12 protein-coding genes and 1 pseudogene are annotated in these 14,991 nt (G+C 64.4%); 9 read left to right on the forward strand and 4 right to left on the reverse strand.

The features are described 5' to 3' along the window. Positions 1–54: 54 nt before the first annotated feature. A complete protein-coding gene (locus TQ29_RS02965) occupies positions 55–1,059 on the reverse strand; it encodes an aldo/keto reductase (protein ID WP_054537954.1) in 1,005 nt (334 codons plus the stop codon). Between the two features lie 168 nt (positions 1,060–1,227). Here TQ29_RS02965 and TQ29_RS02970 point away from each other — a divergent pair, with 168 nt between their 5' ends. Both TQ29_RS02970 and TQ29_RS21260 read left to right on the forward strand, forming a co-directional pair. Beyond that, entirely contained in the window at positions 1,228–1,977 is a 750-nt protein-coding gene (locus TQ29_RS02970; protein WP_054537955.1) for a GntR family transcriptional regulator, read from the forward strand. A 132-nt stretch (positions 1,978–2,109) separates the two neighbouring features. Beyond that, positions 2,110–2,244 (forward strand): annotated as a pseudogene (locus tag TQ29_RS21260) (IS5/IS1182 family transposase); the annotation flags it as partial. 579 nt (positions 2,245–2,823) lie between these two features. On the opposite strand, the gene TQ29_RS02975 reads toward TQ29_RS21260, so the two are convergent. Further along, positions 2,824–3,807, reverse strand: a complete 984-nt coding sequence (locus tag TQ29_RS02975) for a DUF2125 domain-containing protein (RefSeq protein ID WP_054537956.1) — start codon at positions 3,805–3,807, stop codon at positions 2,824–2,826. A gap of 64 nt (positions 3,808–3,871) precedes the next feature. Between TQ29_RS02975 and TQ29_RS02980 the strand changes: the two genes are divergently transcribed. The 3 genes from TQ29_RS02980 (at position 3,872) to TQ29_RS02990 (ending at position 7,589) form a co-directional block, all read left to right on the forward strand. Next, a complete protein-coding gene (locus TQ29_RS02980) occupies positions 3,872–4,423 on the forward strand; it encodes a gamma-glutamylcyclotransferase (RefSeq protein WP_054537957.1) in 552 nt (183 codons plus the stop codon). Between the two features lie 90 nt (positions 4,424–4,513). Continuing rightward, positions 4,514–5,701 (forward strand): hypothetical protein, encoded by a 1,188-nt coding sequence (locus TQ29_RS02985; protein ID WP_054537958.1) that lies wholly within the window; start codon positions 4,514–4,516, stop codon positions 5,699–5,701. A gap of 4 nt (positions 5,702–5,705) precedes the next feature. After that, complete coding sequence (locus TQ29_RS02990; RefSeq protein WP_054537959.1) at positions 5,706–7,589, forward strand: peptidoglycan -binding protein; 1,884 nt, start codon at positions 5,706–5,708, stop codon at positions 7,587–7,589. A gap of 36 nt (positions 7,590–7,625) precedes the next feature. On the opposite strand, the gene clpA is transcribed toward TQ29_RS02990, so the two are convergent. Together clpA and gloB are read right to left on the reverse strand one after the other, a co-directional pair. Beyond that, positions 7,626–9,959 (reverse strand): ATP-dependent Clp protease ATP-binding subunit ClpA, encoded by a 2,334-nt coding sequence (clpA, locus tag TQ29_RS02995; protein ID WP_037204953.1) that lies wholly within the window; start codon positions 9,957–9,959, stop codon positions 7,626–7,628. A 185-nt stretch (positions 9,960–10,144) separates the two neighbouring features. After that, the gene (gene gloB, locus TQ29_RS03000; protein WP_054537960.1) at positions 10,145–10,912 is read right to left on the reverse strand and encodes a hydroxyacylglutathione hydrolase; all 768 of its coding nucleotides are present in this window, start codon (positions 10,910–10,912) and stop codon (positions 10,145–10,147) included. 62 nt (positions 10,913–10,974) lie between these two features. Between gloB and TQ29_RS03005 the strand changes: the two genes are divergently transcribed. From TQ29_RS03005 to TQ29_RS03020, 4 genes are all read left to right on the forward strand, one after another. Further along, complete coding sequence (locus TQ29_RS03005; protein WP_037204957.1) at positions 10,975–11,721, forward strand: methyltransferase domain-containing protein; 747 nt, start codon at positions 10,975–10,977, stop codon at positions 11,719–11,721. A 260-nt stretch (positions 11,722–11,981) separates the two neighbouring features. Continuing rightward, positions 11,982–12,542, forward strand: coding sequence for a F0F1 ATP synthase subunit delta (locus TQ29_RS03010; RefSeq protein ID WP_037204960.1), 561 nt, complete (start codon positions 11,982–11,984; stop codon positions 12,540–12,542). After that, positions 12,543–14,081: a F0F1 ATP synthase subunit alpha gene (gene atpA, locus TQ29_RS03015; RefSeq protein WP_054537961.1), complete on the forward strand. Its 1,539-nt coding sequence runs from the start codon at positions 12,543–12,545 to the stop codon at positions 14,079–14,081. Between the two features lie 22 nt (positions 14,082–14,103). Further along, a complete protein-coding gene (locus tag TQ29_RS03020; RefSeq protein WP_054537962.1) occupies positions 14,104–14,979 on the forward strand; it encodes a F0F1 ATP synthase subunit gamma in 876 nt (291 codons plus the stop codon). Positions 14,980–14,991 lie beyond the last annotated feature (12 nt).

Raw genomic sequence — 14,991 nt, forward strand, 5'->3', positions numbered from 1 at the left:
GGATGAGTCATTATGCGCGCCGTTGTGCGAGTTTCTGTCACGCGCTCACTGGGCTCAGCAGCGGCGCTTCTCGCGCGCGAGTCCTTCCGGCACCCAGCCCGCATTGCGCGGGTCGACATTGACGCCCGGCGCCACCACGCGGTCGATCGCGTCGAGCAGAGTTTCATCGAGGCGGACGTCTTCGGCGCCGAGCAAGGCGTCAAGTTGCGCCTCGGTGCGCGGCCCGATCAGGGTGCTCGTTACATCGGGATGTGCCTGGGTCCAGGCAAGGCTCATTCGCATCAGGGACAGGCCTGCCGCTTCGGCCAACGCACGTAGCTGCTCCACGAGGCCGAGTTTGGCTGCGTCATCAGCGCGGATGAAGGGGTTGCCGCTTGCAGCGCGTGAGCCCTTCGGTGCGGCTTCGTTGCGCCGGTATTTTCCAGTCAGCCACCCGCCATTGAGGGGACTCCACGCCAGGACCCCGAGGCCGTAGCGGCGGCAGGTGGGCAGAACTTCACCTTCAATCCCCCTTGCTAATATGGAGTATGGCGCCTGTTCAGCGACCGGAGGGGGTAGGCTCATCTGTGTCGCCACCCATTGCGTGCGCACCAGCATCTCTGCAGGAAACACCGAAGTGCCTGCATGTCGGATCTTGCCTGTGCGGCGCAGGTCGTCAATGGCCTGAAGGGTCTCTTCAAGTGGAGTCTCGGGGTCGGGGCGGTGCAGTTGATAGAGGTCGATGGAATCAATGTCGAGGCGGCGTAGCGAGTCTTCGACCGCCTGGATGATCCACGCCCGCCCGCCCCCTGAACGGGTTGGATCTCCTTGCATGGGCAGTCCCACTTTCGTCGCCAGCACCACCTTTTCGTGACGGCCTTTGAGTGCTTTTCCTAAGACCTCTTCCACCGCGCCATCGTTGTAGATATCCGCAGTATCGATCAGAGTGATACCCGCGTCGAGTGCGCGATGAACGAGGCGGATTGCCTCGTCTTCGGAATTCGAAGTGAGCAGCGACATGGTACCCAGACCGAATTGCGATACGGAAAGGTCCGACGTGCCCAAAGTCTGCGTTTGCATATGCGTGTCTCCTGTTGCGGCGCGTGGGGCGGTGTTTGCAGTAACGCATCTTTTCATTCATTGTTCAACAATAGTATATGGGCATTCATTGCTAGCGATGTATGGCGCGATTGTTCTGTCTGGGGGTGGGCGCTATGATTAATGCGGCAGGGGGACGAAGGATTGAGCATGCCCGAGGATCAGCAGTTGCAGTTTCAGCGCGTCAAGGATCGCCGCGCGTTATCGGTTCAGGTCTATGATCAACTCGTCGATGTATTGCGCAAGGATGCCGTGCCAGGTGCGCTCATTCCGCCCGAACTTCAGCTTTCACAAGATCTCGGAGTGAGCCGAACGGTCCTGCGCGAGGCGCTGCGGTTGCTTGAGGAAGATGGGGTGATCGAACGCGCCGTCGATCCGCGGCGACGTCAACTTGCGCAGCCGGGAAGCAATCCGCCGGCCTTCAACGCACCGCTTGAACAAATGCTTTCGGTGTCCGGAGAAATGAGCCTGCGCGTCGTGCGTCACGGGCCACTCGCGCCAACAAGCTGGAGTCGCAACCTGTTGGAAACCCCACCAGACTGCAATGAGGTGATAGCGCGCGAGACCCTATTTTTGCAGGGTGACGAACCGATTGCGTCGGCACTGGAGGTTGTCACGACGGAGGTATTGAAAGGCGCGCGTCCGATTGACGCCGGCGCACCGCCCGCCACTTTGCTCCACGACCTCGGGCCGAAGTTCCGCTCAAAATGTGTCGCGACCCTTTGGCGCTTGTCGAAAGCCACATCAGGCGGCCGATCTCGCGCAGGTTTCAAAGATATTGATCGCGACGTGCCTCTGGTCACACTGACCACAGTGCTGAGGCGGAACGGTAAGCCGGTCTTTCTGGCGAAATATCTTCTGAGATTGGATATGTTGTCTTTGAATGTCGGAAATATCTAACGGTTGGCAGGAGGCTGAAAAATCCTTACTCGGCAGCGATCTGGGAACGCAATTCAGCCTATTGACGGTGAAGACGGGGTTGGGATGTGTGGGGCGGATGAGACGAGCGGTTCGCTGTTCAGCTAATTCGATCTGGAAGAGCGCGTCCCGGCCAAGCACCCGCTTTGCACGATCCGTCAGGTCGGCAATGAGGCGCTGGCCAGCCTTGATGCCCAGTTCGGCCGGCTTTGTTCGACGGAAGGCCGTCTCTGGATCGCACTGACCCGTTCGCCTACCTGCGGCTCTGCCCGCAGATATGCCGACAGCGGGACTGATGGTCGGCGAACTTCTGATGGTCGGCGAACTTGGTGACGAGCACATGCGCGATGGCGCCCTCGGTCGGCAGGCAGGCTTTCCCGCCCCTGAGTCATTTTGCCACAGCCGGGCGGAGCGCCTCCAGGGACCGCACCCGCCGCCAGTCCAGCCCGGCGAACAGCGCCTCGAACTGGGCGCGGTTCAGGGTCATCGGCCCGGGCTGGCGCGGGGTTGCGCGCAGGAGGCCGAACCGGATTAGGGGATTGTCAGTCGAAGGGATGGAGCCAGAAGGCGGAGACAGGCGGGGAGCCCATGCCAGACCCTGCCACCCTGCCAATCGGGACTCCCGACTGCGGCGAATAACGCTATCGGCAGCGACAAAACTTGCTTCGGAAGTTATTCGGCTGGCTACGGGTGGGCGACGATGGCGGCGTCCTGTTATGCCGTCTGTTCTGCTGCCGGTCATGGGATCAATGCCACGCAAAACCCGATCCTCCAGCATCTGGCGCGTCACCGCACCTTCATGCCGCTGAGGCCCGTGCCTCTGAGCCGCTAGTCGAGGCGCAGCGGCGGCAGGGTGCCGAGCGGGATCGGCCCCATGCTGACGTGCCCTTCACGAACGCTCAGCGGCAGGTCGAGGTCATCGCCGCCACGGGCCAGCGCCTGCAGCCCGCGGGCCAGTTGGGCGGCGGTGTCGGGGTCAAGCGCGCCGCTTTCCACGCTCAGCGCCAGAACCCGGCGCCAGTTGGTCACGCCCAGCCGCAGCGTGCCATCCAGCAGACCGCCCTGGCCCACGCTCAGTTCGCCTGACGCATCCAGCCCGATATCGCCCCATTCCAGAAGGGCCTGCTCCAGCCCGATTTCGGTAATCGTCAGCGGCTGTTCCAGCGCGAACCGATCCAGCGGGCGGTCAAAGCTCAGGGTGGCGTCGATCTTCAGCCGTTCGATCAGCGCGGGCAGGCGCCCGTCCGGCGAAAGCCGGGCCAAAAGCGCGGCCGAGGGGACGAGCCCCGTCACCTCCGCCCCGATCCGATGCGCATCAACCCGGTCGGGGGCAAGGCGTGTGGCAAAACGGGCGTTTTGCGCGGTCAGAACGTCGGCGTTGCCGCTGCGCGCGGTCAGCGCCTTGACGACGAAGCCGGAGTGATCCAGCGCCAGGGACGTGCTGGGCCGGAACACCGCGCTGCCGCGCATATCGGCGCTGGCGATCGCGTAATCGCCCAGCAGCGTGTTCAGGCGCTGTTCATGCGGCCAGACGACGATCACATGGTTGGGCCGATAGCTCAGCGCCATGACCTGCAGGAACGGCGCCTGCCAGAAGAACCCGTCACCCTCGACCAGCACGTTGTCGAGCGTGGTGTCCAGACGGTTGGGAAAACCGCGCACCGCCAGCTTGTCATAGCTGACCTGCCAGCCAGTGCCGCCCGTGCCGTTCAGCCAGGCGCGCAGCCCGGCCTCCAGCCCGCGCGCGGCCACGAACCAGTAACCGCCCCACAGCGCGGCGGCCAGCACGACAAGCCCGATCAGTCTTCGCATGGTCGCCCCTTTTCCTTCCCGGCCTGCTGGTGTTTACAGGGCCGGAGCAGAGAGGGCCAGAGACATGCCGCGCGCGCCGCTTTGGGTTTTCGGATACGGGTCACTGATGTGGAACCCCGGCTTTGCCGTGGCCGAACGACAGATCGCGCGGCTGGCCGATTACCACCGCTCGTTTTGCATGCGCTCGGTCCATCATCGCGGAACACCGGATGAACCGGGGCTCGTTCTGGCGCTTGATGCCACGGCTGGCGCGGCCTGCACGGGGCTGGCCTTTCGCGTCGCACCGGGGGCCGAGGATGCGACCGTCGCCTATCTGCAGGAGCGAGAGCTGATTTCCTCGGCCTATCTGGAGGCGGAGCTGCCGCTGGATCTGCGCGGCGGCCCGCAGGTGCGGGCGCTGACCTTCATCATCGATCCCGACCATGTGCAATATTGCGGCGGATTGCCGTTGGAAGAGCAGGCGGGCATCATTGCGCGGGCCGTCGGCGGGCGCGGGGCGAACACCGAATACCTCTATAACACCGCCGCCCATCTGGCCGAGCTTGGCATCGAGGATGCCGAACTGAGCTGGCTGACGCGCCGGGTGCGCGAAATCACAACAGGTTCGGAGGCCTGACACGGCGCCGTGCGATTGCGTGTTGTCGCGGCGCGGCGCATCCCCTAGTGTTTTTTCAACAATATCAGGGTCAGGGCCCGTCCAGCAGATATGACCGACCGCGAGGCAGAACCACATTTCTCCCAACCCGTCCGCCAGATCTTTCTGATGCTGGTGGCGGTCGGGCTTTTCTCTTTCGGGGCCTATGTGGCCTATCCGCGCGTCGGGCCGGTGTTCCTGTCGAACCCCTATCTGAACGGTGTCATCCTTCTGGTCTTCGTCGTGGGGGTGCTGGCCTGTTTCTTTCAGGTGTTTCAGCTGATTTCCTCCGTCCACTGGATCGAAGGTTTCGCGGCCGAACGGCCGGGGCACCAGATGACCCGCGCGCCGCGCCTGCTGGCGCCGCTGGCGGCGCTGCTGCGCAGCCGGGGGGCGCGGATGCAGATCAGCTCTTCCTCGTCACGGTCGATCCTGGAATCGGTCGCCACGCGGATCGAGGAAGCCCGCGACATCACGCGCTATATCGTCAACCTGCTGATATTCCTGGGCCTTCTGGGCACGTTCTACGGCCTTGCCACCACGGTGCCGGCGGTGGTCGAAACCATCCGCTCGCTCGCGCCGAGCGATGGCGAAACCAGCGTTGATGTGTTCGCACGGCTGATGTCGGGGCTCGAGGCGCAACTGGGCGGCATGGGCACGGCGTTTTCATCCTCTCTTCTGGGGCTCGCCGGTTCGCTGGTGGTGGGGTTGCTGGAGCTGTTCGCGGGCCATGGCCAGAACCGGTTCTACCGCGAACTGGAGGAATGGCTGTCGACCATTACGACGCTGGGTTTTTCCAGCGGCGATGGCGACGGGGGCGAGGCCGGTTTCGCCTCCGGCGTGCTGGAACAGATGGCCGGGCAGATGGACGCGCTGCAGGCGATGTTCACCCAATCCGACGTCAGTCGGGCGATGGTTGATGAACGGCTGGGGCAGGTGGCCGACGCGGTAGAGCGGCTGACCACCCGGATCGAGGCCGACAGTACCGCGGCCGGCACCACGGCCACCGCGCTGGCCCGGCTTGCCGAAGGACAGGAGCGGATGATTGCAGCCCTGGAAGGGCGCGCCGCCGAAGACACGGATGTGAACCCGCATGTGGATGCCGAAAGCCGGATGCGCCTGCGCTCGATCGACGTGCAGCTCTTGCGGATTCTCGAGGAGATTTCGGCGGGGCGGCAGGAAACCCTGACCGATCTGCGCGGCGATCTCGCGACGCTGACCCGCACGATCCGCCAGGCCACCGGCGAGCCGGGAGAATAGGCCCATGGCCCTGACCCGACGCAGCGGCAACCGTTTTCAGGCGTCGATCTGGCCGGGCTTCGTCGATGCGATGACGGCGCTCTTGCTGGTGCTGATGTTCGTTCTGACCATTTTCATGGTGGTGCAGTTCATGCTGGGCGAAACCATCGCCGGGCAGGAAACGGAACTGACAGAACTGAACGCCGAACTGGCCGCCCTGGCCGAGGCGCTGGGGCTGGAGCAGCAGCACAGCTTTCAGCTGGAAGCCGAAGTGGGGCAGCTGGGCGGAGAGCTGGATACCGCCCGTATCCAGGCCGAGGCGCAATCGGCGCTGATCGCGACCTTGACGTCACAGCTTGACGCGCGCGCGTCTGATCTGGCCACGGCACGGGCGCGGATCACGGATTTCGAGGCGCAGGTCGCCAGCCTGCTGTCGCAGCGCGATGCCGCGCGGAACCGGGGCCTCGCGCTGGAAGAACAGCTTGCCACGCTGGAAGAGGATCGCAGCCGCCTGCTGACCGAGCAGGAGCAGTTGCAGCTGGCGCTGGCGCAGGCCCGCGATGAGGTTGACGCCCAGGCCGAGGCCGCGCGGCTTGCCGCCGCCCGGCGCGAGGCGCTGGAGGCGCTGATCGCCGATCTGCGCCGTGGCGCTGACGAGGCGGGGCAGGCGAATGCGGCGCTGAGTGACCGGATCGGCGCGCTGGAAAACCAGCTGTCAGAGGAAGAGGCGGCAAGGCTGGCCGAGGCGGCGGCGGCGCAGGCCCTGCGCGACCGGCTGAAAGGCGCCGAGGATGAGTTGACGGCGATGACGCTGGCGCTGGAAGAGCAGCGCCGACGGGCCGAGGAAACGCTGACGATGCTTGCCGCCGCGCAGGCTGCCGAACGGGATCTGGACGCGCGGCTTGCGGCCGCCGTTTTGGCGCGCACGCAGCTGAGCGAAGATCTGGCGGCGGCGTCGCAAGAGCAGGAAGGTTTGGCCGAGGCGCTTGCCCGCGCCGAGGCCGAGCTTGAGGCGCTGCGCGGTACATCGGGCGATGCGGGCGATATTCAGCGCCAGCTTGCCGCCGCGCTGGCGGCCAAGCTGGCCGCTGAACAGGTGGCCCAGGAACGGTTGAGCGAGGCCGAAGAGCGCGCCGTGCTGCTTGCCTCGGCCAATCGGGCGCTTGACGAGGAGCAGGCGAAATCGGCCGAAAGCCAGCGCAAGCTGGCGCTGCTGAACCAGCAGGTGGCGGCGCTGCGGGCGCAGCTCGGCTCGCTTCAGGCGCTTCTCGATGAATCGGCGGCGCGCAATTCCGACGCCAATGTTCAGATCGAAACGCTCAGCAGCCGCCTGAACGCGGCGCTGGTTCAGGTCACCGCCGAACAGCGCGCGCGGGCCGAACTCGAGGCGGCCGAACGCAAGCGGCTGGAGGAAGAGGCGCGGCGCCTGGCGGAAACGGCGAAGAACCTGGAGAATTTCCGCTCTGAATTCTTCGGCCGCCTGCGCGAGGTTCTGGCTGGCCGCGAAGGCGTGCGCATCGTGGGCGACCGTTTCGTCTTTTCGTCGGAGGTTCTGTTCGAATCGGCCTCGGCCGAGCTGTCGGCGGGGGGGCAGGCGCAGATTGCCAATGTGGTGGAGATTCTGCGCGACGTGTCCGACGAGATTCCCGCGGGGATCGACTGGATCATTCGGGTGGATGGCCACACAGACAATGTGCCGCTGCTGGGCACGGGCAAATATCGCGACAACTGGGAGCTGAGCCAGGGCCGGGCGCTGGCGGTGGTGCGCTATATGACCGATGCGCTTGGCTTTCCGCCCGAGCGGCTGGCCGCGACCGGGTTCGGGGAATATCAGCCGGTGAATAGCGAAAACACGTCCGAGGCGCGGGCGCAGAACCGGCGCATCGAACTGAAACTGACCGAACGCTGAGCGACGGGCGGCGGGGTTTCCGCCGCCCGCTGTTTGTTATTCCGCCGTCAGAAGCGGGGGCTTTTTCGAAGAGATCTGGCGCTTGGTCGGCTCTTCGATCAGCAGGTCGATCTTGCCGTCCTTGACGCCTACGGTCACGACGCCGCCCTTGGCCAGCTTGCCGAACAACAGCTCCTCGGCCAGCGGCTTCTTGATGTGCTCCTGAATCACACGGCCCAGGGGGCGCGCGCCCATCTTGTCGTCATAGCCCTTGTCGGCCAGCCATTCTGCGGCGGGCTGGGTCAGCTCGATGGTCACGTCGCGGTCCATCAACTGGGCCTCAAGCTGGAGGACGAATTTCTCGACCACCTGCATGATGACCTCCTTGGGCAGCGGCGCGAAGCTGATCACCGCGTCCAGACGGTTGCGGAACTCGGGCGTGAAGGTGCGCTCGATCGCCGCCGTATCCTCGCCCTCGCGCCGGTCGCGGCCAAAGCCGATGGCCGATTTGGCCTGTTCTGCGGCACCCGCGTTCGAGGTCATGATCAGGATCACGTTGCGGAAATCCACCTGACGGCCGTTATGGTCAGTCAGCTTGCCGTGGTCCATCACCTGCAACAGGATGTTGAAGACATCCGGATGCGCCTTTTCGATCTCGTCCAGCAGCAGCACGCAATGCGGGTGCTGATCGATGCCATCGGTCAGCATGCCGCCCTGATCGAACCCGACATAGCCCGGAGGGGCGCCGATCAGGCGCGAAACGGCGTGTTTCTCCATGTATTCCGACATGTCGAAGCGCAGCAGTTCCACGCCCAGCGTATCGGCCAGCTGTTTGGCGACCTCGGTCTTGCCGACGCCGGTGGGGCCGGCGAACAGGTAGTTGCCGATCGGCTTTTCAGGCTCCCGCAGCCCGGCGCGGGCCAGCTTGATCGCCGACGACAGCGCCTCGATCGCCTTGTCCTGACCAAAGACCACGCGTTTCAGCGATGGCTCCAGATCCTTCAGCACCGCGGAATCGTCCTTGGAGACGTTCTTGGGCGGAATGCGGGCAATCTTGGCCACCACCGCTTCGATCTCTTTCGCACCGATGGTCTTGCGGCGTTTGCCGGCGGCCACCAGATGCTGCGCCGCGCCGGCCTCGTCGATCACGTCGATCGCCTTGTCGGGCAGCTTGCGGTCATGGATATAGCGGGCCGAAAGCTCGACCGCCGACTTGATCGCGTCGGAGGTGTATTTGATATGGTGATGATCCTCGAAATAGGGCTTCAGGCCTTTCAGGATCTTCACCGCATCCTCGACCGACGGTTCCTTGACGTCGATCTTCTGGAACCGGCGCGACAGGGCGCGGTCCTTTTCGAAATGCTGGCGGAATTCCTTGTAGGTGGTCGATCCCATGCAGCGCAGCTTGCCGCCCTGAAGCGCGGGCTTCAGCAGGTTGGAGGCATCCATCGCCCCGCCCGAGGTGGCGCCGGCGCCGATCACCGTGTGGATCTCGTCGATGAACAGGATCGCGTCGGGGTGATTTTCCAGCTCGGTCACCACCGCCTTCAGCCGCTCCTCGAAATCGCCGCGATAGCGGGTTCCGGCCAGCAGCGCGCCCATGTCGAGCGAGTAGATCGTGGCGTGTTGCAGAACCTCGGGCGTTTCGCCCTTGACGATCTTGCGCGCCAGACCTTCGGCGATGGCGGTCTTGCCAACGCCGGGATCCCCCACCAGAAGCGGGTTGTTCTTGCGCCGGCGGCACAGCACCTGCACGCAGCGCTCCACCTCGAGCTCACGCCCGATCAGCGGGTCGACATCGCCTTCCCGCGCCTTGGCGTTCAGGTCCACGCAATATTTCGACAAGGCCGATTCCTTTGCATCCCCGTCGTCGGGCTGAGAGCCGTTGCTTTGCGTTTCCTCGTTGAACTCAGGCGCGCCGGAAACCGGGCGGGTTTCGCCGAAGGACGGGTCTTTGGCGACGCCATGGGCGATGAAATTCACGGCGTCGTAGCGGGTCATGTCCTGCTCCTGCAGGAAATACGCCGCGTTCGACTCGCGTTCGGCAAAAATGGCGACAAGGACATTCGCGCCGGTCACTTCGGTCCGGCCCGAGCTTTGAACGTGAATGGCAGAGCGCTGAATCACGCGCTGGAAGGCGGCCGTGGGCACGGCTTCGGAGCCTTCGATCTCGGTCACGAGGGTCGAAAGCTCTTCGTCGATGAATTCCACCAGGGTCTTGCGCAGCTCTTCCAGATCGACCGAACAGGCCTGCATCACCTTGGCGGCGTCGGGTTCGTCGATCAGGGCCAGCAGCAGGTGTTCCAGTGTAGCCAGCTCATGGCGCCTGGCATTGGCCAGCGCGAGGGCTGCGTGGATGGCTTGCTCGAGAGTGTTTGAAAACGAAGGCACGTGGCGTGCTCCTTTCCTGTAGGGCCGAGGGGGGCTGTCGGGCCCGTCCTCAACCGTGGCCTCATATCTTTAAGGTTCGGTTTTTAAGGCCGTGCTTCAAGTCTTTTCTCTTCAATTCCGATCACAGGTTGCGCAAGGGCGCAAAAAATGGGCGTTTCTTTTGCGCTCCGGCCTTGGCCTGTGGCTCAGAATTGATCTTTTCGCCGACGGATTTCAGCGAAAACCTCTGCGTCGGGGTGCCCCGCCAAACCGACGGCCTGTTTCATTTCCGGCAATCCGGCGCGCAGAAAGGGGTTGGTCGCGCGTTCGTCCGACAGGCGGGACGGGACGGTGGGTCTGCCGGCCGCGCGGGCCGATCCTATCGCCTGCGACCGTGAGATAAGCGCTGAATTGTCCGGTTCAATAGTCAGGGCGAAGCGGGCGTTGGCCGCCGTATATTCGTGGCCGGAATAAACCATGGTGTCGTCGGGCAGCGCCGCCAGGCGCGACAGGCTGGCCCACATCATGTCGGGCGTGCCTTCGAACACGCGGCCGCATCCCAGCGCCATCAGGCTGTCGGCGGTGAACACCGCGCCCGCGTCGGGGAAGTAGAAGGCGATGTGGCCGACGGTGTGGCCCGACACATCCAGCACCTCGGCCAGCTCGCCGCAAACGGTCAGGTTGTCGTCATCGCTCACGGCGAGGTCCAGCGGCGGCAGACGGTGCGCATCGGCCGCCGCGCCGATGACGCGGGCCCCGGTTTCGGCGCGCAGTTCGGTCACGCCCTGGATGTGGTCGGCGTGGTGGTGGGTGATCAGGATATCGGTCAGCCGCCAGCCCCGCGCCTTCAGCGCCTCCCGGATCGGCCCGGCCTCGGGCACGTCGACAACCGCGGTCTCCGCGGTTTCGGGATTGTGGAGCAGATAGGCGTAATTGTCGCTCAGGCAGGGCAGGGTGATGATCTCAAGAGGCATGGCATTCTGGCTCCGCTTGGCTATTCTGCCCTCAACTGTTGCCGATCCCGAGGCGGGCCGCAATGCACCTGGACGTGCTTGATCTGAGGAACTTCTACTACCGCACCAATCTGGGGCGCGTGGCGCAAAGGGCAATCCGTGATCAGGTGAAAACCCTGTGGCCCGAGGCAAAAGGGCAGACGGTGGTGGGCTTCGGCTTTGCCGCGCCGCTGTTGCGGCCCTATCTGCCCGAGGCGCGGCGGGTCGTGGCGCTGATGCCCGGCCAGCAGGGGGTGATGCCCTGGCCGGCGGGGGCCGCCAATGTTTCTGTCCTGTCCGAGGAAACCCGCTGGCCGCTGCCCAACGGGCTGGCCGACAAGCTGGTGCTGCTGCACGGGCTGGAAACCAGCGAGCATCCCTCGGCCCTGCTGGAGGAATGCGCGCGGGTGCTGGGGCCGGGCGGAAGGGCGCTGTTCATCGTGCCCAACCGGTCTGGCCTGTGGGCGCGGCGCGATGTGACGCCTTTCGGGTTCGGGCGCCCCTATTCGCTCGGCCAGCTTGAAGGGCAGCTCAAACAGCACGGGTTTCAGCCCGAATGCCACCGCGCCGCGCTCTACACCCCGCCGAGCCGCAAGCGGTTCTGGCTGAAATCGGCGCCGATGCTGGAAAAGGCCGGACGGCAGATCAGCGGCTATTTCGCCGGCGGTGTGTTGATGGTCGAGGCGTCCAAGCGGGTTTACCGGCCAACCGGCACCGGCGTGGAAGAGGGGGTGGCGCGGCCGATGCGGGTTCTGGAAGGGGTGACGCAGCCCGGCGCAGAGCCTGTCTGAGCGTCCGTCCGGCACGAATTTCGGGGAATCGCCGGGCCCTCATGTCGCGCCAGAAAGTCGCAGAGCGGAATGTTAGCGCCAAACCGTCACATTTGGTCCTCAGTGTGGTATCAGATCGGTGTTCATGACGGTTGCCGGGGGGGATATGCTCTGCTACACCCACGCCGATTTCGGAAGCGTACCCGACCGGGTGCGCAGCTAGAGCTGCCCCTTGTCGCGCCCTGCGGCAATCCGGGGCTACAGACATCGGAAGGGTGGACGTGTCCGAACCAGCTTCGATCTCGACAGGCATCGCCGCGCGCTATGCCACGGCCATTTTTGAACTGGCCAAGGAAGGTAGTCTTCTCCCCTCGCTTGAGAGCGATCTTGACGCAATCGAAGCGGCCATGGCCGAGAGTGCGGACTTCCGTTCGCTGATCGCCTCGCCGGTCTATTCGCGTGAGGAACAGGCCGGGGCGATTGCCGCGATTGCCACCGGTATGGGGCTTTCGCCCGTGGTGTCGAACGCGCTGCGCCTGATGGCGGCAAAGCGGCGGCTGTTCGTGCTGCCGCAGCTTGTGGCCACGCTGCGCGGCCTGATCGCCGAGGACAAGGGCGAGATCACCGCCGATGTCACCGCCGCCAAGGCGCTGACACAGGCGCAACAGGACAAGCTTGCCGCGTCGCTGAAAACCAGCACCGGCAAGGATGTGAAAATCAATATGGCTGTGGATGACTCGCTCATCGGCGGCCTTATCGTCAAGGTGGGCTCGAAGATGATCGACACCTCGATCCGCTCCCGGCTCGCGGCACTCCAGAACACCATGAAAGAGGTCGGATAAATGGGTATCCAAGCAGCTGAGATCTCTGCGATCCTCAAGGAGCAGATCAAGAACTTCGGTCAGGAAGCCGAAGTTGCCGAAGTGGGCCGCGTGCTCTCTGTCGGTGACGGTATTGCGCGGGTCCACGGCCTCGACAACGTCCAGGCGGGCGAGATGGTCGAGTTTCCGGGCGGCATCCGCGGCATGGCGCTGAACCTCGAGATCGACAATGTCGGCGTCGTGATCTTCGGCTCCGACCGTGACATCAAGGAAGGCGACACCGTCAAGCGGACCAACGCCATCGTGGACGTGCCCGCCGGCGAGGCGCTGCTGGGCCGCGTTGTCGATGGTCTGGGCAACCCGATCGACGGCAAGGGCCCGATCGCGGCCACCGAGCGCCGCATCGCGGACGTCAAGGCGCCGGGCATCATCCCGCGCAAATCGGTGCATGAGCCGATGGCGACCGGTCTGAAATCGGTCGACGCCATGATCCCCGTCGGCCGTGGCCAGCGCGAGCTGATCATCGGCGACCGTCAGACCGGCAAGACCGCGATCGCGCTCGACACCATCCTGAACCAGAAATCCTACAACGATGCCGCCGGCGACGACGAGAGCAAGAAGCTCTACTGTGTCTATGTCGCGATCGGCCAGAAGCGTTCGACCGTGGCACAGCTGGTGAAGAAGCTGGAAGAGACCGGCGCGATCGACTATTCGATCGTCGTGGCCGCCACCGCATCCGACCCCGCGCCGATGCAGTTCCTGGCGCCCTACGCCGCCACCGCGATGGCCGAATATTTCCGCGATAGCGGCCGCCACGCCCTGATCGTCTATGATGACCTGTCCAAACAGGCCGTTGCCTACCGCCAGATGTCGCTGCTGCTGCGCCGCCCGCCGGGGCGTGAAGCCTATCCGGGCGACGTGTTCTATCTGCACTCCCGCCTGCTGGAGCGTTCGGCCAAGCTGAGCGAGGATCACGGCGCCGGCTCGCTGACCGCGCTGCCGATCATCGAAACCCAGGGCGGCGACGTGTCGGCCTTTATCCCGACCAACGTGATCTCGATCACCGACGGTCAGATCTTCCTGGAAACCGAGCTGTTCTATCAGGGCATCCGCCCGGCCGTGAACACCGGTCTGTCGGTGTCGCGGGTTGGCTCAAGCGCGCAGACGAACGCGATGAAATCGGTGGCCGGCCCGGTCAAGCTGGAACTGGCGCAGTACCGCGAGATGGCGGCCTTCGCGCAGTTCGGTTCCGACCTCGACGCCTCGACCCAGAAGCTGCTGAACCGCGGTGCGCGCCTGACCGAGTTGATGAAACAGCCGCAATACGCGCCCCTGACCAACGCCGAGATCGTCTGCGTGATCTATGCGGGCACCAAGGGCTATCTGGACAGCATCCCGGTGAAGGACGTCGGCCGTTTCGAAGCCGGCCTGCTGGCGCATCTGCGTCAGAAAAACGCCGACCTGCTGGCCGATGTCACCAACAACGACCGCAAGGTCAAAGGTGAGCTGGAAGACAAAATCAAAGCTGCGCTTGACGATTTCGCAAACGATTTTGCCTGAGCGGGCCTGAGGGAGAGGACATATGCCAAACCTTAAGGACCTCAAGAACCGGATCGCGAGTGTCAAGTCGACACGCAAGATCACGAAGGCCATGCAGATGGTCGCGGCGGCCAAACTCCGCCGTGCCCAGGATGCTGCCGAAAGCGCACGGCCCTATGCCGAGCGCATGAATGCGGTGATGGGTGGCCTTGCGGCCTCGGTCGCTGGCTCGGAGAGCGCGCCAAAGCTGCTTTCGGGCACCGGCAAGGAAGATGTCCACCTGCTGATCGTCATGACGGCGGAGCGCGGGCTGTGCGGGGGCTTCAACTCCAGCATCGTGCGTGCGGCGCGGGTCAAGGCGCAGGCGCTGCTGGCTGCGGGCAAGACCGTCAAGATCCTGACCGTCGGCAAGAAGGGCCGCGAGCAGCTTAAGCGCGAATACGAAGCGTATTTCGTGGGCCATGTGGACATGGGCGAGGTGAAACGCCTTGGCTATTCCACGGCGCAGGATATCGCAAAGGGCGTGCTGGCCCGGTTCGATGCCGGCGAATTCGACGTGGCGACGATTTTCTACAGCAGGTTCCAGTCGGTGATCAGCCAGATCCCGACGACGCAGCAGATCATCCCCGCCACCTTCGCCCAAACCGAAGCCGAAGGCGCAAGCATCCTTTACGACTATGAACCGTCGGAAGAGGGGATTCTGGAAGACCTGCTGCCGCGTGGTGTGGCGACGCAGATCTTCGCCGCCCTGCTGGAAAACGCCGCCTCGGAACAGGGCGCCCGGATGAGCGCGATGGACAACGCCACGCGCAATGCCGGCGAAATGATCGACAAGCTGACCATCGAATTCAACCGCTCGCGTCAGGCTGTCATCACCAACGAGCTTATCGAAATTATCTCGGGCGCCGAGGCGCTCTAAAGGAACCGGAGA

It is taken from the genome of Actibacterium sp. EMB200-NS6 (assembly GCF_001305615.1).
Classification (GTDB): domain Bacteria; phylum Pseudomonadota; class Alphaproteobacteria; order Rhodobacterales; family Rhodobacteraceae; genus Actibacterium_A; species Actibacterium_A naphthalenivorans.